Origin of the sequence: Streptomyces kunmingensis, assembly GCF_039533535.1 — a bacterium.
GTDB classification, from domain to species: domain Bacteria; phylum Actinomycetota; class Actinomycetes; order Streptomycetales; family Streptomycetaceae; genus Streptomyces; species Streptomyces kunmingensis.
On sequence record NZ_BAAATS010000028.1, the window covers coordinates 110,710 to 133,164 of the forward strand.

General features: G+C 69.5%; 24 protein-coding genes. 9 read left to right on the forward strand and 15 right to left on the reverse strand.

The window, feature by feature from the left end; genetic code table 11:
* Positions 1–42: 42 nt before the first annotated feature.
* The 5 genes from ABD366_RS31360 to ABD366_RS31380 all read right to left on the reverse strand — a co-directional run bounded on the left by ABD366_RS31360 (position 43) and on the right by ABD366_RS31380 (position 5,463).
* Positions 43–1,014 (reverse strand): ABC transporter substrate-binding protein, encoded by a 972-nt coding sequence (locus ABD366_RS31360; RefSeq protein ID WP_324768064.1) that lies wholly within the window; start codon positions 1,012–1,014, stop codon positions 43–45.
* A 73-nt stretch (positions 1,015–1,087) separates the two neighbouring features.
* Positions 1,088–1,852 (reverse strand): amino acid ABC transporter ATP-binding protein, encoded by a 765-nt coding sequence (locus ABD366_RS31365; RefSeq protein ID WP_324768065.1) that lies wholly within the window; start codon positions 1,850–1,852, stop codon positions 1,088–1,090.
* Positions 1,849–2,868 (reverse strand): amino acid ABC transporter permease, encoded by a 1,020-nt coding sequence (locus ABD366_RS31370; RefSeq protein WP_324768066.1) that lies wholly within the window; start codon positions 2,866–2,868, stop codon positions 1,849–1,851. Before ABD366_RS31370 ends, ABD366_RS31365 begins: the two co-directional genes overlap by 4 nt.
* A 74-nt stretch (positions 2,869–2,942) precedes the next feature.
* Complete coding sequence (locus ABD366_RS31375) at positions 2,943–4,187, reverse strand: MFS transporter (protein WP_324768068.1); 1,245 nt, start codon at positions 4,185–4,187, stop codon at positions 2,943–2,945.
* 1 nt (position 4,188) lies between these two features.
* Positions 4,189–5,463, reverse strand: coding sequence for an ATP-grasp domain-containing protein (locus ABD366_RS31380; protein ID WP_324768069.1), 1,275 nt, complete (start codon positions 5,461–5,463; stop codon positions 4,189–4,191).
* Between the two features lie 598 nt (positions 5,464–6,061).
* Here ABD366_RS31380 and ABD366_RS31385 point away from each other — a divergent pair.
* Positions 6,062–6,610 (forward strand): helix-turn-helix transcriptional regulator, encoded by a 549-nt coding sequence (locus ABD366_RS31385; RefSeq protein ID WP_324768071.1) that lies wholly within the window; start codon positions 6,062–6,064, stop codon positions 6,608–6,610.
* A gap of 95 nt (positions 6,611–6,705) precedes the next feature.
* Here the strand turns inward: ABD366_RS31385 and folE are convergent, their stop codons facing one another.
* From folE to ABD366_RS31425, 8 genes are all read right to left on the reverse strand, one after another.
* Positions 6,706–7,284: a GTP cyclohydrolase I gene (folE, locus tag ABD366_RS31390; RefSeq protein WP_324768072.1), complete on the reverse strand. Its 579-nt coding sequence runs from the start codon at positions 7,282–7,284 to the stop codon at positions 6,706–6,708.
* Positions 7,285–7,291: 7 nt separating this feature from the next.
* Positions 7,292–7,990 (reverse strand): 7-carboxy-7-deazaguanine synthase QueE, encoded by a 699-nt coding sequence (locus ABD366_RS31395; RefSeq protein ID WP_324768073.1) that lies wholly within the window; start codon positions 7,988–7,990, stop codon positions 7,292–7,294.
* A 100-nt stretch (positions 7,991–8,090) separates the two neighbouring features.
* The gene (locus ABD366_RS31400) at positions 8,091–8,453 is read right to left on the reverse strand and encodes a 6-pyruvoyl trahydropterin synthase family protein (RefSeq protein ID WP_324768074.1); all 363 of its coding nucleotides are present in this window, start codon (positions 8,451–8,453) and stop codon (positions 8,091–8,093) included.
* Between the two features lie 18 nt (positions 8,454–8,471).
* Positions 8,472–9,470 carry an isopenicillin N synthase family dioxygenase gene (locus tag ABD366_RS31405; protein ID WP_324768076.1) on the reverse strand — a complete coding sequence of 333 codons (999 nt, stop codon included), beginning with the start codon at positions 9,468–9,470 and terminating at the stop codon, positions 8,472–8,474.
* Positions 9,471–9,542: 72 nt separating this feature from the next.
* Entirely contained in the window at positions 9,543–10,820 is a 1,278-nt protein-coding gene (gene ectB, locus ABD366_RS31410; RefSeq protein ID WP_324768077.1) for a diaminobutyrate--2-oxoglutarate transaminase, read from the reverse strand.
* A 1-nt stretch (position 10,821) separates the two neighbouring features.
* Positions 10,822–11,595, reverse strand: a complete 774-nt coding sequence (locus ABD366_RS31415) for a 7-cyano-7-deazaguanine synthase (protein ID WP_324768078.1) — start codon at positions 11,593–11,595, stop codon at positions 10,822–10,824.
* 349 nt (positions 11,596–11,944) lie between these two features.
* Positions 11,945–12,712, reverse strand: a complete 768-nt coding sequence (locus ABD366_RS31420) for a class I SAM-dependent methyltransferase (RefSeq protein WP_324768079.1) — start codon at positions 12,710–12,712, stop codon at positions 11,945–11,947.
* Positions 12,713–12,895: 183 nt separating this feature from the next.
* Positions 12,896–13,963, reverse strand: coding sequence for a zinc-binding dehydrogenase (locus tag ABD366_RS31425; RefSeq protein WP_324768080.1), 1,068 nt, complete (start codon positions 13,961–13,963; stop codon positions 12,896–12,898).
* Positions 13,964–14,077: 114 nt separating this feature from the next.
* Between ABD366_RS31425 and ABD366_RS31430 the strand changes: the two genes are divergently transcribed.
* The 6 genes from ABD366_RS31430 to ABD366_RS31455 all read left to right on the forward strand — a co-directional run bounded on the left by ABD366_RS31430 (position 14,078) and on the right by ABD366_RS31455 (position 18,602).
* Entirely contained in the window at positions 14,078–14,692 is a 615-nt protein-coding gene (locus ABD366_RS31430; protein ID WP_324768081.1) for a TetR/AcrR family transcriptional regulator, read from the forward strand.
* A 179-nt stretch (positions 14,693–14,871) separates the two neighbouring features.
* Positions 14,872–15,432 (forward strand): hypothetical protein, encoded by a 561-nt coding sequence (locus ABD366_RS31435; RefSeq protein ID WP_324768082.1) that lies wholly within the window; start codon positions 14,872–14,874, stop codon positions 15,430–15,432.
* 2 nt (positions 15,433–15,434) lie between these two features.
* Entirely contained in the window at positions 15,435–16,325 is an 891-nt protein-coding gene (locus tag ABD366_RS31440; protein WP_324768083.1) for an alpha/beta fold hydrolase, read from the forward strand.
* A 233-nt stretch (positions 16,326–16,558) separates the two neighbouring features.
* Entirely contained in the window at positions 16,559–17,224 is a 666-nt protein-coding gene (locus ABD366_RS31445) for a chorismate mutase (RefSeq protein ID WP_324768084.1), read from the forward strand.
* Positions 17,225–17,266: 42 nt separating this feature from the next.
* Positions 17,267–17,992 carry a molybdopterin-dependent oxidoreductase gene (locus ABD366_RS31450; protein ID WP_324768086.1) on the forward strand — a complete coding sequence of 242 codons (726 nt, stop codon included), beginning with the start codon at positions 17,267–17,269 and terminating at the stop codon, positions 17,990–17,992.
* Positions 17,976–18,602 (forward strand): cytochrome b/b6 domain-containing protein, encoded by a 627-nt coding sequence (locus tag ABD366_RS31455; protein WP_324768088.1) that lies wholly within the window; start codon positions 17,976–17,978, stop codon positions 18,600–18,602. The genes ABD366_RS31450 and ABD366_RS31455 overlap by 17 nt, the downstream gene beginning before the upstream one ends.
* A gap of 57 nt (positions 18,603–18,659) precedes the next feature.
* Here the strand turns inward: ABD366_RS31455 and ABD366_RS31460 are convergent, their stop codons facing one another.
* Positions 18,660–19,244: a TetR/AcrR family transcriptional regulator gene (locus ABD366_RS31460; protein WP_324768089.1), complete on the reverse strand. Its 585-nt coding sequence runs from the start codon at positions 19,242–19,244 to the stop codon at positions 18,660–18,662.
* Between the two features lie 152 nt (positions 19,245–19,396).
* Between ABD366_RS31460 and ABD366_RS31465 the strand changes: the two genes are divergently transcribed.
* Complete coding sequence (locus ABD366_RS31465; RefSeq protein ID WP_324768090.1) at positions 19,397–20,080, forward strand: GAF and ANTAR domain-containing protein; 684 nt, start codon at positions 19,397–19,399, stop codon at positions 20,078–20,080.
* 2 nt (positions 20,081–20,082) lie between these two features.
* Here ABD366_RS31465 and ABD366_RS31470 read toward each other — a convergent pair whose 3' ends face one another.
* Entirely contained in the window at positions 20,083–21,021 is a 939-nt protein-coding gene (locus ABD366_RS31470; protein WP_324768091.1) for an alpha/beta hydrolase family protein, read from the reverse strand.
* A 221-nt stretch (positions 21,022–21,242) separates the two neighbouring features.
* Here ABD366_RS31470 and ABD366_RS31475 point away from each other — a divergent pair, with 221 nt between their 5' ends.
* On the forward strand, positions 21,243–22,394 hold the full coding sequence (locus ABD366_RS31475; protein ID WP_324768092.1) for a ricin-type beta-trefoil lectin domain protein: 1,152 nt from the start codon (positions 21,243–21,245) through the stop codon (positions 22,392–22,394).
* Positions 22,395–22,455: the final 61 nt, after the last annotated feature.

A 22,455-nucleotide genomic window follows, 5' to 3' on the forward strand; every position in this document is an offset into this window, starting at 1 on the left:
CACCTTCGATACGGTGGAAAACCCCTGACAGCCCGGCACCCATCAAGGAAGACCGGGGGGATTGACCCGGGATTCGGTCACGGCTTCTCCCGTCAGGTGCCAGCGTTTGACGGCTTTGCCGTAAGTGCCGTTGCCGATCAGTTCGTTGACCGCCCGGGCCAGAGGGGCGGCGAGCCCGTTGTCCTTCTTCATGGTGGCGGCGATCCAGCCTTCGCGGTCGGGGCCCGCCCCGGAGTAGGTACCGACGATGTCGGTCTGTCCGGCGTCGGCGACGTGGTAGGCGACCGACGGGTTGGAGCCGAGGTAGAGGTCGATGCGGCGCGAGCGCAGGGCCAGATAGACGTCGCTCTGGGTCTGGTAGTACTTGACGGCGACCGGCTTCCTGCCCGCCCGTTCGTTCTCCTCGCTCCACTGCGTGATCAGCTTTTCCTGGTTGGTTCCGGGGTGCACGGCGACGGTGAGACCCGCCACGTCCTTGGGGCCCCTGACCGTCAGACTGCTGCCCTGCAACGCCTCGAAGGCCACCTTGTCCTGGCGGTAGGAGGCGAAGTCGTACTTGCGTTTGCGCTCTTCGGTGTCGGTGATGTTGGCGATGGCCACGTCGTACTTGCCGCTGTCCAGGCCGACGAACATGTTCTCCCAGGAGACGGTGTGCAGTCGGGGCTCGAGGCCCAGGACGTCGGCGACGAGGCGGGCGAGATCGGGCTCCATGCCGATGACGGTCTTGTTGTCGGTCGCGTAGAAGCTCAACGGCGGTGCCAGACCGGCGAACGTCACGACCTCCAGCGTTCCTCGGTCCCGGACGGCCTGCGGGACCTGCGCGGCGATCTCGGCGACCCGCTTCGCACGTACGCGGTTCTGGCCGGCTTCCTTGCTGATGCCGCCCGCGCCGTCGGACGCCGTACCGGCGGGGGAGCCGGCGTCCGGCGGGTTGGCGCAGGCGGACAGGGTGAGTGCCGCGACGCAGAGCGACAGAGATACGGCCAGTGAGCGTACGGGGCGGTGACGGGACACACGTATTCCTTGGGGGTGTGAGTGAGTGGTACGGGGGTGGGGAGTACAGGGGTGGGAAGTGCAGGGCGGGGGATCACAGGACTTTGGAGAGGAAGGCGCGGGCTCGCGGGTGTTTCGGGTGGTCCAGGACCTCGGAGGGCGGCCCCTGTTCGACGATCACGCCGTCGTCCATGAAGACGACCGTGTCGGCGACCTCGCGGGCGAACTCCATCTCATGCGTGACCACGATCATCGTGGTGCCGGCGCGGGCCAAGTCCCTGATGACGTCCAGTACTTCGTCGACCAGTTCGGGATCGAGCGCCGAGGTGGGCTCGTCGAAGAGCAGGACCTTCGGTTTCAGGGCGAGCGCCCGTGCGATCGCCACCCGTTGCTGCTGCCCGCCGGACAACTGGCGTGGATACGCGTCGGCCTTGTCCGAGAGGCCGACCCGCGCCAGCAGGGTGTGCGCCTGCGCCAGCAGTTCTCCGCGAGGTGCCCGTCTGGCGGCGAGGGGCGCCTCGACGAGGTTCTCCAGGACCGTCAGATGCGGGAAGAGGTTGAAGTTCTGGAAGACGAAGCCCACCTGCGTGCGCTGGCGCAGGACTTCCTTCTCCTTGAGCTCGTGGAGTCGCGTACCGGACCTGCGGTAGCCGATCAGTTCGCCGTCGATGGTGATCCAGCCACGATCGGCCCGCTCGAGCTGGTTCACCACCCGTAGCAGGGTCGATTTGCCCGATCCGGACGGGCCGAGTAAGGCGGCCACCTCCCCGGTGCGTACCTGGAGGTCCACACCGCGCAGGACCTGGAGCGGGCCGAAGCTCTTGTGGATGCCGCGTACGTCCACGGTCACGTCACTCATCGGGCACTCCCGGCCGGCAGGGCGCTCTCGCGGTTCTGCCGGGAGGAGAGGTCGCGCAGCACGCGCCGGGCGCGTTGCAGGGGCGTGGGTGGCGGGGTGCGGTCGAGGCCGCGGGCCAGGCGTCGTTCCGCGTAGTACTGGGCCACCGACAGGACGGACGTCAGGGCCACGTACCAGGCGGTGGCGACGAGCAGGAGCGGGATCACCCGGCTGTTGCGGCTGTAGATCACCTGCACCTGGTAGAACAGCTCGCCGATGGCCATGACATAGACCACCGAGGTGCCCTTGAGGAGGCTGACGATCTCGCTGACAGCGGTGGGGAGCAGGGAGCGCATGGCCTGCGGCAGGATGATCCGGCGTATCTGCCGCAGCCGGGGTATCCCCAGGGCGGCAGCGGCCTCCCACTGTCCGCGGTCCACGGCGAGGACGCCGCCCCGCACGATCTCCGCGCAGTAGGCGGCCTGGTGCAGGGAGAGTCCGATGATGGCGGCTCCCATCGTTCCGATGAGCGTGTTGCTGTCCACCGAGGCGAACACCGGGCCGAAGGGGATGCCGACCCCCAACTCCCGGTAGAGAGCACCCAGGTTGAACCAGAAGACGAGCTGGACGATCATCGGGATCGAGCGGAAGACCCAGATGTAGGTCCAGGCGACCGTCCGCAGGACGGGGCTGTGCGAGAGCCGCATGAACGCGAGCACCGTACCGAGCGAGAAACCCAGCAACGTGGCGTATAAGGTGAGTTGCAGGGTCACGCCGACCGCGTTGACGATCGCTTCGGACAACAGGTACGAGGTGAAGACCCGCCATTCCCAGACCGGGTTCGTGAGCAGGCCGTGGGCGAACTGTGCGGCGAGCACCAGGACGGCGAGGGAGGCGACCCAGCGGGAGTAGTGACGAGCGGGTACCACTTGCAGCGTCTCGGGGGCGGGGGCGGGATCGGGCGCGCGAGCGGTGTCGTCGGCGTCGCTTTTCCGGGTCTCCGCTCCCGCCGACAGGGGGTCGGTCGGGCGTGCCATGGCGTACTCCTTGTCAGTTGCTGGGAGGGGTCCGTGGGTCAAGGCGCGCACAGGCCCGGGCAGTTGCCTCGGGCTCACGCCTTGGCGGATGCGGACCATGCCGCCAGGCACGCGGCCACGACGGCGGCAAGGGGGGAGCAGAGCAGGAGGGCCGGTGTGCCGAGCGCGTCGGCCAGCGCGGCGCCGCCGAAGGAGCCCGCGGCGAATCCGACCGTGGTCATGCTGTTGGCCCAGCCCTGGACCTCGTGGTCGACGCCCGGCGGTGTCGCCGCTCCGAGGACGGTGAAGAAGCGGGCGAAGACCGAACCGATGGCGAGGCCGGCCGGCACGCTGGCCGCGGCCACCGCCACCGGGCCCAGAAACATGGCCCCACCGATCGCACACATGCCGGCGGCCAGCAGGACGAGCAGGACCGGCAGCCGGGTCGCGCCGGACCCGGGCAGTCTGCCGAGGACCAGCGCGCCGACGATGCTGCCCACGGAGAGCCCCGCCAGAAGCCAGCCGCTGTACGCGGCCGCGTTCTGCTGCTGCGCGTAGACGGGCAGCGAGACCTCCGTGGCCGCCAGGGCGGCGCAGAAGAGGAACTGCGCGCCGAAGAGACCGACCAGCGGTGTACGCAGGAGACGGCGGCTACGGCGGCTACGGCGGCTCCGTCCGGGAGGTGGCGAGGACGGAGGTCGCTGGTCCGGCAGGCCCGACAGCAACGCCACCGCGAGTGTCATCAGCACGCCGATGAGAGCCAGGGGGAGTACGGGAGTGACGTAGGTGCTGAGCCAACTGGCCAGGATGGGACCGGTGATCAGCGACAGGTCCATCAGGGCGGATTCCAGCGCGTTGGCGGAGGAGTGCCCGCGGCCGCGGTCCACGGCGGTCCAGTGGGAGCGCAGCAGAATGCTGGCCGGCGGGAAGAACGCGCCCATGAGCGCGGCCGCGGTCAGGACGACCGGGAACGGTGCGGAAGAAGCCGCGGCGACGGCGATCCCGGTGAGTCCGGCCAGATATCCGGCCAGACAGATCCGCAGCACCACGCGGGCCCCGCGCCGGGCGATCTGGCGTCCGCGGGCCGGGCTGCTGGCCGCGTTGGCGAGCAGCATGGCCGCGACGACGGCGCCGGCCCGGGCGTAGGAATAGGCGGGCGAGACGAGCAGCAGGGTACTGACCGGGAACATGCTGATCGGCCACTTGGACACCAGGCTCGCCACGGCCAGCCGCGTGGCACCCGGGGCGGCCAGTACCTCCCGGTAGGTGGCCACGAGGCCGGCGCGGGGGCGTGACGGCGTGGTGGTGGCCGACGCGTCCGGGGATCTCGGTTCGGGCATGTCAGGAGGCCGGCGCGGCGGCGTCGGCGCCGTCCACGGGTGAGGGGGTGGGCCGTGTCTCCACCCGTACCAGGGATCTGATGCGGGCCAGCGTGGCGAGAACCGCGTCGGAGTCGGGGCCGTGGACCGCCGCGCTGAAGGGGATGCTGACGTTGTCGTGGGTGGCGGGGACGTGCTCGCCCGGCGCGTAGCCCAGCTCCACGCTGTCGACCCCGGGCAGGCGGCCGGCTTCCTCGGCCCCGTGCACCGCGACGAGGGTGCCGGGACCCTGCTCGTTGTGCACGACGGCCGAGCCGAAACGGACGGGAAAGGTGACGGGCTTGTCGAGCAGTGCCGGGCGCTGTCCGAGGTAGCAGGCGATCGTGTCGTGGAAGGGCCGCAGCCCGCCGTGCGCGATCCACAGGTCGACGGCGGGGCCGCCGGAGAGCCGTGAACCCACCTCGATGAGGTACGTGCCGTCGGCGGTGCACTTGACCTCGGTGTGGCTGGGACCCCGCCGGATTCCGAAAGCGGTCAGGACGCTGCGTGTGTAGGACTCCACACGTGCGAAGTCGGGGTGTTCCGTGCCGATCTGGACGATGTCCCAGAGAGGGAAGTCGTAGTCGGCGTCGTCGGGCCGTAGGTACTCCCAGATGTCCACGAGCCGGTGCTCGCCGTCCGCGCTGAAGAAGTTGACGGCGAACTCGCGGCCCCGTATATAGCGTTCGACGAGCCATTCGCGAACGGGCTCGCGGTACACGTCGTGGGTGGGCGGCGGCCCTTGGGCTTCGAGGTCGGCGGCGGTGGAGAAGACGCGTACGCCTTGGGAGCCGGCCCCCAGTGTGGGTTTGACGATGACGGGGAAGCCCACTTCGTGCGCCGCGGCCGCGATGTCCGCACTGGAGTGGACGAGACGGAACTCCGGGATCCGGACGCCTGCCTGCGCGGCGTGCGCCCGCATGGCCGCCTTGTTGCGCCGGGCCCAGGCGAGGGTGTGGTCGTTGCCCGGAAGGCCGAGCCGGTCGGCCAGTACGTCGGTGAGGTGGACGCCGGCCTCCAGGCAGGGCACCACGGCCTTGGCGGTGATGCCGGTGGCGGTGATGAGGCGCTGCGCCTCGTCCGGGTCGGCCGTGTAGAAGCTGAGGTCGTCGCCTTCCGCGTGCCGGTGCAGGGAGGCGAGATAGTCGTGGGTGTAGAGGGAGACGACGGAGAAGCCGAGCTCACGTGCAGCGTCTTTGAAAGGCCGTCCCTGTCGCACCGGGTCTACCAGGATGATCGCGGGTGCGCTGGTGGTCATGGGCCGCCTCTCCTCGGTGCTGAACCGGCCGTTTCTCTCGCGAACGGCCTTGCGCTGCCCGGAATTCTGTCGGCTGGGCGGAGCCCGGGGCACGTACCTATAGACGGTCTGGAAGGGCGGTCCGGCTGCCCGCCTGTGCAGGTTCGCCGTCCGGGAGGGCGAATTCGGGTCCCTGTCCGCGCCGCGGCCCGGGTCATCGCGTCGACGTCGGCTGAATCACGTTCGGCAGGTTTGACGCGGGGGAAAGATGACAACGCTGTCGGACACTGTCGGACAGACTTTCAGCCACTGTCCAACGTTTTACGTCAACATGGAAGGTAACGATCAGTCGCGTGACGGCTACGCCACTGTGAGCACCTAATCTCGGTCAGTACGGGGGATCCACCGCTTCATTTGAAAGCAAAGGACGTACATGTCTCGGCGCTACCCCACCCTGTGCAGCGAGGAACCCGTTCGCGCGTTACAGGAGCAGCCGACAGAACACACCGCACACGTATCGGCCGCACACGTACCGGCGTCTGTCGTCTCCGTCATCCTGCACGGGGGCGATCCCCTCACCCGGGCCGGAGTCGTTGCCCACATAGGGCATCGACCCGGCATGACGCTGATATCCGATCCGAACCGTACGCTCGAGAGTCCTGCCCGGGCCGTGGCGCTCGTGCTGGACGACCAGCTGGACTCGGACTCGGTCGCCAAGCTGCGCAAGCTGGCTGCCGACTACGGGAAACGCGTGGTGCTGGTCGTGAGTGAACTGGACGAGGACCGGCTGAATCTGGTGATCGAGGCCAGAGTCTCCTCCGTCGTCTGGCGTCATCAGGCCACCCCCGCGAGGCTGGTGAAAGCGATCGAGGCGACGGCCCGGGACGAGGGAGACATGCCCGGCGACCTGCTGCGCCGTCTCCTCGCCCACCTCGAACGCCAGGCGCAGGGCACGGTGTTGAGCACCGTGGCGTCCGGCCGTCCCACGGCGCGGGAACTGGATGTCCTGGAACTGGTCTCGCACGGACTGGGCACCAAGGAGATCGCCGAGAAGCTCAGCTACTCCGAGCGCACCATCAAGGGCATCCTGCACGACGCCATGACACGTCTGCACCTGCGCAACCGCGCGCACGCCGTGGCCTACGCGATACGGGAGGGCTACATGTGACGGCGGGTGGTCCGCGGCGAAGCTCTGCATTCGCCGCGGACCACCTCAGCCGTGTGTCCGGGAGTTCGGCAACGTATCCGTAGCCGGGCGACGCCTCAGGACCGCAGCAGCGCCAGCAACTCGGTGCGCAGCGTGCTGTCGTCGCCGAACGCCCCGAGGAACGCGGTCGACGTCATCTCGGCGCTCGCCTTGATGCCGCGCATCGTCATGCAGAGGTGCTCTCCCTTGGCCAGCACCGCCACGTCCTGAGCGCCGGTGATGTCCGCCACCTCCTGGGCTATGTCGGCGACCAGCCGCTCCTGCACCTGAAGCCGGTGCGCGTGGCGGTGTGCCACCCGGGCGAACTTCGACAGGCCGAGGAGCCGGCCCGTCGGACGGTAGGCGATGTCGATCGAGCAGTTGAACGGAAGCAGGTGATGCTCGCACAGGGACCACACCCGGATGTCCGAGACCACCACCATCTGGCTGGTGGTCGTGGTCTCGAAGAGCGTGTCTATGGTGCCGGGGTCGTAGTCGACGAACTCGCGCCACCAGCGCGCGAATCGTTCGGGCGTCTGCCGCAGCCCGTCCCGCTCGGGATCCTCACCGATCTCCTTGAGCAGACGGTGCGCGAGATCCACCAGTGGATCGGCGCCGCTCTCATCGGCTCCGGTGCGTGCTTCGACGGTGTTCATGGTCACTTCAGACGCCTCTCTTGTGGCCCCAGACCAGCGTGTGCAGCCGGGTGGTCACGTTCCATCCCCGGTCGATGACCGAGGAGACGAGTTCCTGCATGTGCTTGTCGATGTCGTCCGGGTTCTGCCCCTCGGGCATGATCCAGACGGAGTCGATGCCGAAGTCGGAGGCGAGCGCACTCACCTCGTCCAGGTCCGCGGTCGTACGGCAGACGAACTTGAAGGTGGTGCCCGGCGTGGCGGCGAACCGGCTCAGCGCCTGCGGCACGATACGTCGCTCGGCGGGATCGCCGGAGTGTGACAGCTTCGGCGATACGTTGAAGCGCACACCCGGCCGTACCAGCCGGCTGTCCGGGACGCGGGTCCCGTTGGTCTCGAACTCGACCTCCGTGCCCGCCTCCAGCAACGTATCGATCAGAGGCAGCAGACGTGCCTGCTGGCTGAGCGGCTCCCCGCCGGAGATGACGACGAGGTCGACGCCGAGTCCCGTCAGCTCCTCGGCGACCGAGGAGACCGAGCGCCGGTGCAGTTCCACCTTGGGGTCGTAACTGATACCGCTGTCACTGATGCCCTGCCAGTCCCAGGTGTAGGGGGTGTCGCACCAGCGGCAGGACAGGTTGCAGCCGCCGAGTCGCAGAAAGCCGCATCTGCGGCCCAGCGACCGTCCCTCTCCTTGGACGGCCTCAAGTGGGGCCGAAGATCTCATTGACCACGAGTTCCGGTTCCACAGGGCACCACCTCCTCTTCGTGTCGGGCATGCGCCGGTTGCGGGTGGATGCGGAAAGTGCGGGAGACGGGGCCAGGGGTCAGGGCCGGAACTCCGCCCACGTCTTGGGGGTCTCGGAGACGCGGACCGACGTCAGTTCGGGGAAGTCCTTCTCCCACTGCGCGAACATCCACGTCGCCAGGTTCTCCGCGGTCGGGTTCTGGTCGAGGATGTCGTTGAGGTGGCGGTGGTCCAGGGTCTGGTCGAGCCACTTCTTGAACACGGAAAGGTCGCCGTAGTCGCGGACGAATCCCACGGGCGTCAACTCGTGCTGCTCGGCGCTCAGTTCGAGCTCGACCGAGTAGTTGTGGCCGTGCAGGCGCGCACACTGGTGGCCCTCGTGCAGACCGCTGAGCTGGTGGCTGGCGGAGAAGTCGAAACGCTTGGTGATACGCAGAGTCATGACGGGAACGGAACCTTCCTACGGGAGAGGGATGGGGAGGGGGTGGACCCCGAGCTTCTCCAGCACCGAGCGGCGCGAGAGAACGGGTGCGAATCCGGCGTCACCGCCGGCGGGCGGGGCCAGCGGCTCGATGAGCGTGTCGGGGTCGGACTCGAAGAAGAACACGAGCGACAGCAGTTCTTCGTGGGGTGCGCTCGGGCTGGGCGCCAGCACGCGGTGGCGCAGCGCACGCCAGCGGCCGTTGGTCCACAGCTCCATGAGATCGCCGAGGTTCACCACGAGCGCCTCGGGGTCGTAGGGCGGTGCGAACCAGCCGTCGGCCTCGTTCCATGCCTGAAGACCGCCCACACCCTGCTGGCGACTGAGGATGGTGAAGGCGCCGAGGTCGGTGTGCGGGCCGTTGCGCAGCTGACCGCTGGCCACTGTGCCCACGGAGGCCAGCGACGGGTACCAGCTCACGTTCTGGGTCCATGTCGCCCGCTGCGCACGGCTGTTGAAGAAATCCCGCGGCAGGCCCAGCACCTCGGCGAACAGAGCGTTCAGGCCGAGAGCCACTCGCTGCATGTGGTCCGTGTACGCCTCGGTGGCCCGGCGCAGCCCGGGCAGCACCGGGTCGGGCCACCGGTTGGGCGGGTAGCAGTAGCGGTCGGTCGTCTCGTCGCCCGAACGGTACGCGGGGCCGGCATAGAAGGATTCGTGCAGGTCGGGCGCGGCCGCCGGTTCCGCACCTTCCTCGAGCGTGACCCCGACGCCGCCGCCGGGATGCATCTCCAGCCAGCCGCTCTCGTACGGCGCACCGATGGCGTAGGGCGCCTTCGTCTCGTGCGGCAGAGCGAAGAACTCCCGTCCCTGCGCGCGGAGTTCGTCCATCGCCTCGCGCGGTACGCCGTGTCCCTTCAGCAGGAACATGCCGGTCTCGCGCAGCGCCTGGTCCAGCGCTGTGGCGGTGGCGCGCCGCTCCTCTGCGGAGGCGGTGGGCCAGGTGCTGAGGTCGACGGTCGGGATGGCGCCGCTCATGGGTGGCTCCTTTCGTGCGGTGCGGTGCAGCGGAGTGCGTTGTGGTGCGGGCACGGTGTGTGTGGGGACTCGTCAGGTGTGAAGGGCCGCGGTGATCGACGCGTCGAGGATGTCCACGCCCTGGTCCAGCTCGGCGTCGGTGACGGTGAGCGGCGGGAGGAGTTTGACCACGGAGCCGTCCGCGCCGGACGTCTCGACCAGGAGCCCGCGTCGGAACGCCTCGGCCGACACACGGGAGGCGATGTCGCCCGCGGTGGCCCCCTCGGCTGCCCGGAAGCCGAGCCCTGCGGCGAGGCCGCGTCCCCTGACGGTCAGCGCGGCGTCCTGGTGAGAGTCGGCGAGCTCGCCGAGCGCGAGGGCGAGCCGTTCGCCGGCTCGCCGCACGGCCTTCTCCAGGTCGTTGCCGGACCAGTAGGCATGGAGCGCGGCGGCGCCCGTCACGAACGCCGGGCCCACACCGCGGAAGGTGCCGTTGTGTTCGCCGGGCTGCCAGACGTCCAGGTCAGGACGGATCAGCGTCAGTGCCAGCGGCAGACCGTATCCACCGATCGACTTCGACAAGCAGACCATGTCCGGCACGATCCCGGCGTCCTCGAAGCTGAAGAAGGGGCCGGTTCGACCACAGCCCATCTGTACGTCGTCCACGATGAGCAGCACCGAATGCCGACGGCAGACCGCCGCGAGAGCCCGGAGCCACTCGTCCGTCGCGGCCCGCACCCCGCCTTCGCCCTGCACCGTCTCGACGATGACGGCGGCGGGCTTGTCGAGTCCGCTCCCGCTGTCACCGATCATGCGGTCGAGGAGTTCGGGGAAGCCCCCCGGGTTCCCGGCATCCACGTATCCGTCGTAGGGCATCGAGACCGTATGGCCGAGTGGTACGCCGGCTGCGGCCCGCTTCGCGGCGTTGCCGCTGACGGCGAGGGCGCCGAGCGTCATGCCGTGGAAGGAGTTGGTGAAGCCGATCACGGTGGTGCGACCGGTCACGCGCCGGGCGAGTTTCAGCGCCGCCTCGACCGCGTTCGCGCCCCCGGGGCCGGGGAAGACCACTCGGTAGTCGAGTGCTCTGGGTGTGAGCACGGTTTCCTGGAGAGCCGTCAGGAAATGGCGGCGGGCGACGGTGAACATGTCGAGGGAGTGTGCGACCCCGTCCCTGTCGAGGTAGTCCATCAACGCCCGTTTCAGGACGGGAGGGTTGTGGCCGTAGTTCAGTGCTCCGGCACCGGCGAAGAAGTCCAGGTAGCGGCGCCCGTCCTCGTCGTGGAGCCAGCTTCCCTGGGCGCGGTCGAAGACGACGGGCCAGGCGCGGCTGTAGCTGCGGACCTCGGATTCCATCCGTTCGAACACGTTCATCTCATGCCGCTCCCTTGACCGCTGCCGGGGCGGCGTAGACGGTGGGGTCGTGGACGCCGGCGGCGATGAAGGCCTCGCGGCGCTCGACGCAGGACGCGCACCTCCCGCAGTGGAGTTCCTCGCCGCGGAAGCAGGTCCAGGTGGACTCGAACGGCACGGAGAGCCGGTCGCCGAGGGCGATGACCTCACGCTTCATCAGCTGGGCCAGGGGCGCGATCAGGTCGAGATCCGGGTGGGCGTGGCCGCGGGTCGCGATGCGCTCCATGGCGAGGAAGGCAGCCAGGAACTCGAGCGAGGTGTCCGAGGGGCCGACGTCCTCCGCCATGATCCCGAAGGCGACGGCCTCGGCCCGCTCCACGACGGCCAGCGCGAACGCCGTCGAGAGCAGCAGGGCGTTCCGGTTGGGGACGATGTTCGGACGGCCCGGGACCGCGATGTCCTTCCCGGCAGACGTGCCGGTACCCTCGCCTCCGCCTCCGCCTCCGCCTCCGCCTCCGCCTACGCCTTCGGTTTTGGTCTCGCCTTCGACCGGGACGTCGACAGTGGAGTCAGTGAGGGAGGAGCCGCGCAGCACCCCGGCGGCTCCGCCGAGATCGGCTTCCTCGTACGGGGCGCCGAGCCGTTCGGCGGCCAGCCGGGCGCAGGCCAGTTCGCGTCGGTGGCGCTGCCCGTAGTCGATGCCGAGGAGGTGCAGGTCATGGCCCTGGGCCCGCAGGTGGTACGCCATGGTGACGGAGTCGATCCCGCCGGACACCACCGCAATGATCTTCGACACTCGTCGTCCTCGCTTCGTAAGTTCACCAAGAAGGTGGCCAACCGCTCGGTTTCCGTCGGCGCTGAGATCAATGCTGCGGCGAGAGGGGTGGCGGGGGACATGTCCGGCGGTACGGGCGCCCAAGGCCCCCGCGTTGTCCTCTCGTGCAGCGTGGCCCGCCGGACGGACAACGCCGGGCGGCCGAGCGGACACTGCTCCCGCGTCTGCGCAAGCCCGCGCCTGAGCGGTCTCGCGCGTCAACACGTGTGCACATGACGCCTGTTGAGGGGCTGCGGCCGGGCCGAGCACGACGAAGGCCCGGACACCCATCTGTCATGGTGGCCGGGCCGTGTCTGTCGTCGTGGGCCGCTCAGCCCTCCGCGGTGAGCCGGGCCCGGAGGACGAACCAGTGCCGGGCCAGGTGGATGCCCTCCTGCGTGGTCGCCTGGCCGACGTAGCGGTCGAAGGCCTCGCGATCGGACTCGGAGTCGTAGTCCTCGAAGATCGGCACCATTTGAAGGAACCGGTCCAGGTCCCCGGGCGTGTGGAAGAACTCGTCGTAGGAGAACTCGCGCTCGTAGTCGACGGTGAAGCCCGCGTCCTCGAGCCTGCGGCGTTCCTCCAGCGCCACCGGCGTCCCCGTCCAGCGCCCGTACAGCTGGCCCCGGCCGAACGCCTCCTTCAACGTCCGCACGTCCCGCTCACCGATGCCCAGGTAGACCACCGAGCCGCCCGTGCGCAGCACCCGGCGGAACTCGTCGGGGAACAACGGGCCGCGCCGCGAGGTCACCAGGTCGAACGCTCCGTCGGGGAATCCGGTGGCCGAGGCGTCACCGACGGCGAACCGGACATGGTCGAGCCCCGACTCGGCTCGGTGGTGTTCGGCCGACGCCAGCATTTCCGGCGACAGATCCAGTGCTTCCACCCGGCCGAACGAAGGGGCGACGCTCAGCAGATTGCGGCCGTCGGCGCACCCGACATCCAGCAACCTGCCTGTGGGCGTACCCAGTTCGTGCACCAGCGCGTCGAACTCCTCCTCCGGATCGCCCTGCGGGTAGGAGGTGGTGCGCTGTGCTCCGCTGGAGTACCCACCGAACTTCTCGGCGACCTTGGAGTAGAACCCCGGTTGCTGCGTCATGATCTGCCCTTCGCTCGATCGCCTGGGTCTGCGACGGTCCATGCTTCCGAGGGGCCGCCCGTTGCTGAAGGGCCCGCCGTCCGGCCCTGCGCACGCCGGAGGACGGCCGGGCGGACCCCGGCCGTTGCGCGAGGGGGCACACCCTGTGCTCGATCGGACGGTGCGGGCGGACTCCCGTACGGACTACGGCGTCAGTACGATCCTGCCGAAGACTTCACCCGCGTCCATCTTCTGATGTGCCAGCACGGCTCGGTCCAGTGGCAGCACCTCGTGCACCACCGCCTCGATCTCGCCCCGGACGGCCGCGGCGAACAACTCGCTCCGCACGGCGCGCAGGTCTGCCTGCGGGACGGTGGCCGCGCTGAACGCGGCGAAGGACATCGACTTCTGAAACGCCTTCATGATGCGCGTACCGAAGTCCGCGGGCGGCTGACCTGCGACAGCGCCCACGGCCACCATGCGGCCGTTCGGGCTGAGCCGGTCGAGGAACGACGGCATGTCCTGGCCGGCCACCACGTCGATGATGACGTCATACGCCGCGGGGACGCCGCCATGGGCTGCGGAAGTCCCCGTTCCTGCGTCTGCGTCCGCATCACCGGACCGGTTCAGCACGTGGGTCGCGCCGAGGCGGCGCAGCCGCTCGCCGCGCTCGGCCGACGAGGTCGTGACCGCCACCGCGGCGGCGCCCGCGCGGGCCGCGAGTTGCACCGCCATGATCCCGATACTGCCCGCCGCGCCACGCACCAGGACGGTCTCCCCGGGAGCGAAGTGCGCGTGGCGCAGCCCGAAGTGGGCCACCGCGCCGGCGCTGCCGAGCGTCACGGCATCGACGGCGGAGAGGCCGTCTGGAAGGGGGAGGACCTGCTCGACCGGCGCGACGGCCTGTTCGACGTAGCCACCGCCGGTTTGTCCGCCAGTTCTTCCGCCAGTTCCTCCGCCAGTTCCTCCGCCAGTTCCTCCGCCGGTTCCTCGGCCGGCGCCCGTGAAGGCCCACACCCGTCGGCCGATCCACGACGGATCGACACCGTCGCCGACTGCACCGACGGTGCCCGCCACCTCACTACCCAATATGTGTCCCTCCTTGAAGCCGTAGGCGGCGAGGGCCCCACTGCGGATCAGGGTGTCGACACCTGCGACGCCCACCGCCTCGGTCGTGATCCGTACCTGCCCGAAAGCAGGTGTGGGCACCGGGAGGTCGACGACGGCAAGCCCGTCGGGAGCTCCGTACGTCTCGATCGCTATCGCCTTCAAGGTCGTCTCCACGTTCCGGGACCGCTCGGGCACGGTCCTGCCTCTGCGCCCGCCACCGGGGTCGCGGTCCCGGACGTTAACGGACGTCCCCGTCCGTTTGGCTAAAGTGAGAGCGTGACCGACCAGTTGCCTCATCTGGCGCGTTCCGACGCGCGGGAGAACCGCGCGCGCATCCTCGACGCGGCCCGCACGCTGTTCTCCGCCGACGGCCTCGACGTGCCGATGCGGGAGGTCGCGCGGCGGGCCGGGGTCGGGCCCGCCACCCTGTACCGGCACTTCCCGACCAAGCAGTCACTGATCGCCGACGCCTTCGCCGACCAGCTGCGCGCCTGCCGCACCATCGTCGACGAAGGGTGCGCGGACCCCGACCCGTGGCGTGGCCTCTGCCTGGTGATCGAGAAGATCTGTGAGCTGCACGCACGCGACAGAGGCTTCACCGAGGCGTTTCTGGCGACCTTCCACGAGGTGGCCGCTGTCGCGCCGGACCGTGTGTACACGGTGAGAGCGGTCGCCGGACTGGCTCGGCGGGCCAAGGCGGCCGGGCGCCTGCGCTCCGACTTCGTCCTGGACGACCTCATTCTTCTCCTCATGGCCAACAAGGGGATCCACGCCGCCTCGACCGACACCCAGGTCGCTGCCTCCCGCCGCTTCGCGGGGCTGGCGATACAGGCGCTGGAGGCCTGCCCGCACCACGCACCGCTACCGCCCTCCGCCCGACTGACGTCCTGATCGTCGGAGGCGCCCTCTCGAGGGAGTAGAACGTTCTGTCTTGACAACGTCGGGCGCGCTTGCCAATCTGATGAAACAGAACGTTCGTTCTTGCGGGGCGGGGTCGCCGGCCCCGGTTCGCCGTCCGCGTACCGATACGCGTCGCACGTGTGCACACGTATGCACCTAAGGGGATCTCCATGAGCACTCTCACCGCTTCGCCCGGCCTCACCCGTACGGCTTCGGTTCTGCGGCGCCTGTACTTCGTCCGGTTCGCCTTTGCCATCGTCTGGGCGCTCGTGATGTTCACGATGGCCGCGAAGCTCAGTCCGGTCGCGGCCGTGCTCCTCGTGCTGTACCCGCTGTTCGACGTGGGCGCGGCCGTCGTCGACGCGAGGGCGTCGCGCTCCACGGGGTCGCCCGCCGTGCTCTACGTGAACATGGCGGTCAGTCTCGTCGCGGCCGTCGGTGTGGGCATCGCCTGCGCCTCCGGCATTCCCGCGGTGCTGCGTGTGTGGGGAGCCTGGGCGATCCTGTCCGGCCTCGTCCAGCTCATCGTGGCTGTCCCGCGCCGCAAGATGGGTGGCCAGTGGCCGATGATCCTCAGCGGCGGCATCTCGGTCCTGGCCGGAGCGTCGTTCGTCGCGTCGGCCGGCGCGGACGAGCCCACGCTCAGCAGCGCGATCGGCTACGCGGTCCCGGGCGGCATCTTCTTCCTCATCTCGGCCCTGCGCCTGGGCCGCGCCGCCAAGGAGAGCTGAACATGCGGTACGACGTCGTCACGGAGCTGCTGCACCTGGGGGAGGGGCGTGTTCTCGAGTTCACCGAACGCGGACCTCGGAGTGGTCCGGTCGTCCTCTTCCACCACGGAATGCCGGGTTCGGCACTTCCCATGGACTCCGTCCTCGACTCGGCCACCGAGCGTGGATACCGCGTCATCACCTACTCGCGCCCCGGCTACGGCGGGTCGACACGGGCGCCCGGGCGCACGGTGGCCGGTGCCGCGGAGGAGTGCGGGCACCTGATGGATCATCTGGGTGTCGAGCGGTATCTGGTGGCAGGCTGGTCCGCGGGCGGACCGCACGCACTGAGCATCGCGGCAACCGATCCCCGGCGTGTGTCGGGTGTGCTGCTGATCGCGTCGTTCGCACCGCGCGATGCCGAAGGTCTCGCCTTCGTCTCGGGCATGGGCGTGCAGAACCACGTGCTGTTCGGATCGGCGTCCGGGGATGAGGAACAACAGCGCGCAATCGTCTCGCAGATGGCCGCGCTCGTCCGGGACAGCGAACCTGCCGAACTCGCCGCCGGCATGGCGAGTCTGCTCCCCGCGGCGGACGCCGCGGAGCTCGCCGGTGCCTACGGCCCGGACAACGCCGCTCACATGAACCACGCGCTCGCGGACGGCGCGGACGGCTGGCTCGACGACCTGCGCGCCCTCACCTCACCGTGGGGGTTCGACCCCGGCGACATCGCCGCTCCGGTCGAGTTGTGGCACGGCGCCCTGGACCGGATGGTGCCGGTCGCGCACGGCCTGTGGCTGACCAGGCGACTGCCGACCGCCCGCACACGTGTCGAGAACGGCCACGGACATATCTCGATCGGTGTCGGCAGCCTGGGCGACAAACTCGACCGGCTCAGGGCGAGGACGCCCTGACGAACGATACGTATGCGTCCCTTGCCACTGGGCCCCTGCCGTCCACCAGCAGGAGAATGACCGGGAGACGACACATGTCATACGAGACCTCCTGCGCCGGGCCGTCGTGCAGGCCGGGTACGACTCCCGTGGCGTTCCCGTCGACCGTCCGCTGCCCGACGCTTACGCGGCCCGCAGCACCTCCTGACACGTATCCCTGCATACCCTGCCCATACCGAAATGGAGGCTGACAGTTGAACCTGCGCCACGGAGTGAACCGCTGCGCCGCGATCACCGGAATGGTGGTGGCCGCGGCCGTACTGACCACCCCTCAGGTCATGGCCGCCGGTGACCCCATGAACGCCGAGCCCGCGAGCCGTACGGCCGGGACGGCCGGGACGACCGAGTCGCTCGGCAGGCTGGGCCCGCTGACGGACCTGGTCATCGAGCGCATCCGCGTGAGCGATGACGTGGCGGCGTCCAAGTACGGCACCGACTCGCCCATCGAGGACCCGAAGCGCGAGGCACAGGTACTGGAGCAGGTCCGACAGCAGGCGGACAGGGCCGGAGTGGACCCGGATGCGGCGGCAGTGTTCTTCCGTGATCAAATTACCGCGAGCAAGCTCGTGCAGAAGGGACTTTTCGCGCGCTGGACCGCTCACCCCGAGGAGGCCCCCACCACGCGCCCCGACCTCGACCGGATCCGCGAGCGGCTCGACCAGCTGACCACGGCTCTGCTCCAAGAGCTCAAGGACACCGAGCACTTGCGCGGCGAGCCCGTCGCCTGCACGGTGCAACTCGTATGGGCCGGCGCGACGGGAGCGGCGCGGGAGCGACTGGACAGGCTCCACCGCCAGGCGCTGGACACCGCGACGGAATCCGTCTGCCGGTCCGGCGAGCCGACCGCACAGCACGTCTGACCACGAGGTCAATGACCCGACGAACCCACGGGAGACGACCACATGAACTCTGAACCATTGGAGGAGCGGGGCGTTCCTGTCGGGCGGCGGGTCTTTCTCGGCACGCTCGGTCTCGGCGCGCTCGGCGTCGTTGCCGCCCCCGCTCTGCAGCGTGCCACGGAATCGTTCCTCGGCGGCGCTGCCGACCGGGACCCCACCGGTCTGACGGGGCTGCTTCCGAACGGCGGCGGGTTCCGCTACTACTCGGTGACCTCCTCCGTGCCGCACAAGAACGCCGAGAGCTACCGGCTCACCATCGACGGTCTCGTCGCCCACCCGACGACCTACACCCTGGCCGATCTCAAGGCGCTGCCCCAGACCCGCATGGTGCGCGACGTCCAGTGCGTCACGGGGTGGCGCGTGCCCGGTACCCCCTTCGAAGGAGTACGCCTGTCCCGGCTGCTGGACGCCGCGGGGGTGCAGTCCTCGGCCGGCGCCGTGCACTTCACTTGTTTCGACGGCTCCTACACGGAGAGCCTCACGCTGGAACAGGCCCGCCGCGCCGACGTCCTCGTGGCCCTGCGTATGCAGGACGAGGACATCGGCCACTCCCACGGCGGCCCCGTACGCCTCTACGTGGCGCCGATGTACTTCTACAAATCCGCGAAGTGGCTCTCCCGTGTCACCGTCACGGAGAAGGTGGAACCGGGCTACTGGGAAGAGCGCGGCTACGACATCGACGCCTGGGTGGGCCGATCGAACGGACGGGACGATGAACCGACTGCCTGACGCGGCGCGTGCCGCCGGGCGCCTGCCGCGCTTCAGCAGGGCCGAGCGCTGGGCTCACCGCGCGACGGCGGCGCTGATGGGCGTGTGCGTACTCACCGCCGCCTTTCTGTACCTTCCCGCGCTCGCCGAACTCGTAGGCCGTCGTGCCCTCGTCGTCACCGTGCACAAGTGGGCGGGGGTCGCGCTCCCGGTCCCGGTCCTGGCCGCCCTCGGCTCCCGGACGCTGCGCGCGGACCTGCAGTTGCTGAACCGCTTCGGCCCGCACGACCGGCAGTGGCTGCTGGCCGCCCTGCGCAGGGACAAGCGGCCGGTCTCCCGTCCGGCGCACAAGTTCAACGCCGGGCAGAAGCTCTACGCCGCCTGGGCCGCCGGTGCCACGCTCGTCATGCTGGGCACGGGGCTGATGATGTGGTTCATCCACCTCACCCCGCCGGCCTGGCGCACCGGGGCCACGTTCGTCCACGACTGGCTGGCTCTCACCCTCGGCATCGTTCTCGCCGGCCACATCGGCATGGCCATGGGGGACCCGGAGGCCCGCCGGGGCATGCGTACCGGTTCGGTCGCAGGGGAGTGGGCGGAGCGGGAGCACCCGCTCTGGCGGCCGGACTGATGCCAACGGCGGCGGAACTGACAGCCCGTCGGCCGGAACGGACACCAGCGGGGCCGCTCAGGCGGAGCGCACTCGCAGGATTCCCTCCACACCCTCCAGGAAGGTCTCGGAGACGAGCTTGGCATCGGACAGGCAGCCGGAGGCCATCGCACCGTCCCGGAGCATGACCAGATGCCGGCCCGCGGGCTCGGCGGGGATATTGCCGGTCCGGGCCAGCAGCCCCGTGACCGTCTCCAGGAACCACTCACGATGAGCCAGAACGGCTCGATGCACCGGATGGTCCCGGTCTGGGTACTCCGCCGCCGCGTTGAGGAAGGCGCAGCCCCGGAACCCTGGGGACCGGATGCCCGCGGCGATGGTCCGGCAGACGGCGCGGATCTTGTCGGCGGCCGACTCCTCACCGGCCTGGGCGGCCTCGGCATGTGCCCGCATCTCCCGGTCGGCGAGATCGAGGTACGCGAGTACGAGATCTTCCTTGCCCTTGAAGTGCCGGTAGAGGGTGGCACGGGTGACCTGCGCCTCCGCGATGATCCGGTCGACGCCGACGGAGTGGATCCCCTCCGCGTAGAAGATCCTGGTTGCCGTGCTGAGCAGCCGCGATCGCGCTTCCGACGTGCCGCTTCCCTTTGTGCTCTGGCTCATGCGGTCAGGTTAGCGAACGGAGAGGAGAACGATCTGTTCAGGGAGATATCCCTCCGGCCCGGGCGGGTGTGTCCTACAGAGACAGGCACTCGTGGGAGGCTGGGGACGGTGCCGATTCGGCGGCACCACCGGAAGAGGGAGGGATGTCCCCCATGGACTGGCGCGAGTATGCGGTGCAGTTGGCTGCGAAGGCGCGCGAGCTGTTGGCGGAGGACACCGTGGACGGCACGCTGCACAGGATCGCCACCTCTTCCGTCGAGCTGATCGAGGACTGCGACGCGGCGGGTATTCTCACCATCCGCAAGGGGCAAGTGGCCACGCTCGCCGCCACCGAACAGCTCGTCGTGGACAGCGACCGGATGCAGGGGGAGTGCGGCGAAGGCCCCTGCTTCGACGCCGCCCGCACCGGACATCCGGTGTTCCGCATCATGGACATGGCCGAAGAGCGGGTCCGCTGGCCCGACTACGCGCCCCGCGCCCATGATCTCGGTGTCGGCAGCATGATGGGCTTCCTGCTCTACACGGAGAACGAGGACCTCGGCGCCCTCAACATCTACTCCCGCAAGCGGGGCGTGTTCACCCAGGACAGCGAGACCGCGGGCTGGTCCCTGGCGTCCCATGCCGCCGTCGCTCTCGCCAGCGCCCGCGAGCAGGCCCAGATGCAGGAGGCGGTGCTCACGCGGCACGCCATCGGCGAGGCCATGGGAATCATCATGGCCGAGCACAACCTCTCCGAGCGGGAGGCGTTCGACGTGCTGCGCCGCTACTCCCAGGAGAAGAACATCAAACTCCGCGAAGTGGCGCAGCGGGTGTGCGAACGCGGAACCCTGGACTGAAGTCAGGTGCGGTCGATCCAGCGCGTGAGCTTGTCGAGGTACCCGGGTGCCGGCTGGGTGGTGTGCGGCAGCCGCATGCGGTGATCCGCTCCTGGGACGACTTCCACCGTCAGCGAGGCCCGGGAGGAACGCCCCGCGCGGCAGACGGTCGCGCCGAGCGCGAGGAGGCTGTCGGCGACCGGAACCAGCCGGTCTTCGCTGCCGAAGAAGGCCAGGTGCGGGCAGCGCAGCCCGAGGAGGTCGGGGGCCGGATCGTGGTCCTGCTTGCGTTTGAGGAAAGTCCAGAGGGGCTCGTCCATGCCGGCCCAGAAGTACGCCAGCCCCGGCGGCCTGCCGGCGGCGTCCACGAGTCGTACGGCCGTGGCGAAGTCCGCGTCGCGTCGGCCTGCTTCGACAAGACGGTCGTAGAGAGCCAGAGTGCTGTCGGTGTCGGTGTCGGTCTGGCCGTTCGCGTGCATCTGTCGTAGGTGATGTGCCAGTGCATGGCGTTCCTGCACCGCAGGGCTCACCCCGGGACAGCTGTTGGTGACGACCCAGGGGATGTCGTCCCGCGCCGTCGCCGCACGCAGGACCACCCAGCCGCCCTCACTGTGCCCGAAGAGGCCCACGGTGTCGGCTGTGACCTCGGGCCGGGATCGGAGACAGTCCAGCGCGGCCGCCGCGTCGGCCGCCAGGTCGGTCAGAGTCGAAGCGCGCCAGTCGCCGGATGACGTGCCGACGCCTCGCTTGTCGTAGGAGAGCACGGCGATCCCGGCGTCCAGCAGATGCCGTCGCAAGGGCGGGAAGAACGTGTCGTTGTCCCGGTCGGACGGTCCGGACCCGCCGACCAGGACCACACCGGCACGGGCCGGTCCTGTCTGCTCCGGCAGGCCCAGAACACCGGCCAGGCGCACCGTTCCGCCGGTGAACGTGACGTCGTGCATCTCTGCTGTCTCCACCATGCCACTCTCCTGCCACCGACGGACTCCCTTACGCCTGACTCCCTTGCGCCTGCCGTACCGAACAACTGCCTTGCGTTCGGGCGGAGTTGGCCGGTAATCGAGGGGCTGCGGGGGATTCTGCTCGGCTAGCGTAGACAACGATGTCAGAGAGCGACCGCCGGTCCGCTCGCCCATGAACCCCTCTGCCCGCACCACTGTCCCCCAGCAGTGAGGAACCGATCATGAGAAGACTCAGAGCCGCCCTGGTCGCTTCGGTGATGACCGCGCTGGCCACAGTCGCCGCCCTGCCGTCGGCGGCCACGGCTGCCACTCCCTCAGCGGCCGAGAGCACCTCGCTCACTTCGTCCGCCGCCGCACCGGCCTCCCTGCGCCTGATGCCGCTGGGGAACTCGATCACCTGGGGCGTCGGCAGCCCGTCGGGGAACAGCTACCGAAGCTTCTTGTGGAACAAGCTCGCCGCGCAGGGGCACGCGCTGGACTTCGTCGGGTCCGGCCGCAACGGACCCATGTCCGACCCGGACAACGAGGGCCACTCCGGTTGGCGCATCGACCAGATAGCCTCCATCGCCGACTCCGTACTGGCCCGGTACCGCCCCAACGTGATCACGCTGGAGATCGGCACCAACGACCTGAACGGCAATTACCAGGTTCCGACGGCGCCCGACCGGATGAGCGCGCTGATCGACCAGATCCTGCGGGCCGCGCCCGACGCGACCGTGCTGGTCGGCACGGTGATCGTCTCCACCAGCGCGACCGAGGAGGCCTACCGGCCGGAGTTCAACCGGAGGCTGACGCAGATCGTCCAGGCGAAGGCGGCCGCGGGCCAGCACGTGCGGCTCGTCGACATGGGCGCCCTGACGGCCGCCGACCTCTCCGACGCGCTCCACCCGAACGACAACGGCTTCGGCAAGATGGCCGACGCCTTCGCCGCGGGCGTGCAGGCCGCCGACGCGGCCGGGTGGATCGCGCCGCCCGTCGCGATGGGCGGCGCGGTCCGCTCCGGGATCGACGGCAAGTGCCTGGATGTCAACGGCGGCAACTCCGCCAACGGGACGGCCGCCCAGATCTGGTCCTGCAACGGCTCCGGCGCGCAGCTCTGGTCCGCCCGCTCGGACGGCACCCTGCGCGCCCTCGGCAAGTGTCTGGATGCCTCGGGCAGGGGCACCTCCAATGGCACCAAGGCGGTGATCTGGGACTGCAACGGCGGCGCCAACCAGGTCTGGCAGGCGTACAACGGCGGGTACCGCAACCCCGTTTCCGGCCGCTGCCTGGACGACCCGGCCTCCTCCACGACCGACGGCACCCAGGTGGTGCTCTGGGACTGCACCGGCGGCCCGAACCAGCGGTGGACCACCCTGCCGGTCACGTCCTGATCCGGTACACGACGTCACCCGGTCCGAAGGTCCGCGGTTCCGGCACTGCCGGGACTGGCAC

Excerpts from the sequence above, each read along its gene's own strand:
- ABD366_RS31365 (WP_324768065.1), bottom strand. The coding sequence starts at position 1,852 with ATGAGTGACGTGACCGTGGACGTACGCGGCATCCACAAGAGCTTCGGC.
- ABD366_RS31370 (WP_324768066.1), bottom strand. The coding sequence starts at position 2,868 with ATGGCACGCCCGACCGACCCCCTGTCGGCGGGAGCGGAGACCCGGAAA.
- ABD366_RS31375 (WP_324768068.1), bottom strand. The coding sequence starts at position 4,187 with ATGCCCGAACCGAGATCCCCGGACGCGTCGGCCACCACCACGCCGTCA.
- ABD366_RS31380 (WP_324768069.1), bottom strand. The coding sequence starts at position 5,463 with ATGACCACCAGCGCACCCGCGATCATCCTGGTAGACCCGGTGCGACAG.
- ABD366_RS31385 (WP_324768071.1), top strand. The coding sequence starts at position 6,062 with ATGACGCTGATATCCGATCCGAACCGTACGCTCGAGAGTCCTGCCCGG.
- folE (WP_324768072.1), bottom strand. The coding sequence starts at position 7,284 with ATGAACACCGTCGAAGCACGCACCGGAGCCGATGAGAGCGGCGCCGAT.
- ABD366_RS31395 (WP_324768073.1), bottom strand. The coding sequence starts at position 7,990 with ATGAGATCTTCGGCCCCACTTGAGGCCGTCCAAGGAGAGGGACGGTCG.
- ABD366_RS31400 (WP_324768074.1), bottom strand. The coding sequence starts at position 8,453 with ATGACTCTGCGTATCACCAAGCGTTTCGACTTCTCCGCCAGCCACCAG.
- ABD366_RS31405 (WP_324768076.1), bottom strand. The coding sequence starts at position 9,470 with ATGAGCGGCGCCATCCCGACCGTCGACCTCAGCACCTGGCCCACCGCC.
- ectB (WP_324768077.1), bottom strand. The coding sequence starts at position 10,820 with ATGAACGTGTTCGAACGGATGGAATCCGAGGTCCGCAGCTACAGCCGC.
- ABD366_RS31420 (WP_324768079.1), bottom strand. The coding sequence starts at position 12,712 with ATGACGCAGCAACCGGGGTTCTACTCCAAGGTCGCCGAGAAGTTCGGT.
- ABD366_RS31435 (WP_324768082.1), top strand. The coding sequence starts at position 14,872 with ATGAGCACTCTCACCGCTTCGCCCGGCCTCACCCGTACGGCTTCGGTT.
- ABD366_RS31440 (WP_324768083.1), top strand. The coding sequence starts at position 15,435 with ATGCGGTACGACGTCGTCACGGAGCTGCTGCACCTGGGGGAGGGGCGT.
- ABD366_RS31450 (WP_324768086.1), top strand. The coding sequence starts at position 17,267 with ATGAACTCTGAACCATTGGAGGAGCGGGGCGTTCCTGTCGGGCGGCGG.
- ABD366_RS31455 (WP_324768088.1), top strand. The coding sequence starts at position 17,976 with ATGAACCGACTGCCTGACGCGGCGCGTGCCGCCGGGCGCCTGCCGCGC.
- ABD366_RS31460 (WP_324768089.1), bottom strand. The coding sequence starts at position 19,244 with ATGAGCCAGAGCACAAAGGGAAGCGGCACGTCGGAAGCGCGATCGCGG.
- ABD366_RS31465 (WP_324768090.1), top strand. The coding sequence starts at position 19,397 with ATGGACTGGCGCGAGTATGCGGTGCAGTTGGCTGCGAAGGCGCGCGAG.
- ABD366_RS31470 (WP_324768091.1), bottom strand. The coding sequence starts at position 21,021 with ATGGTGGAGACAGCAGAGATGCACGACGTCACGTTCACCGGCGGAACG.
- ABD366_RS31475 (WP_324768092.1), top strand. The coding sequence starts at position 21,243 with ATGAGAAGACTCAGAGCCGCCCTGGTCGCTTCGGTGATGACCGCGCTG.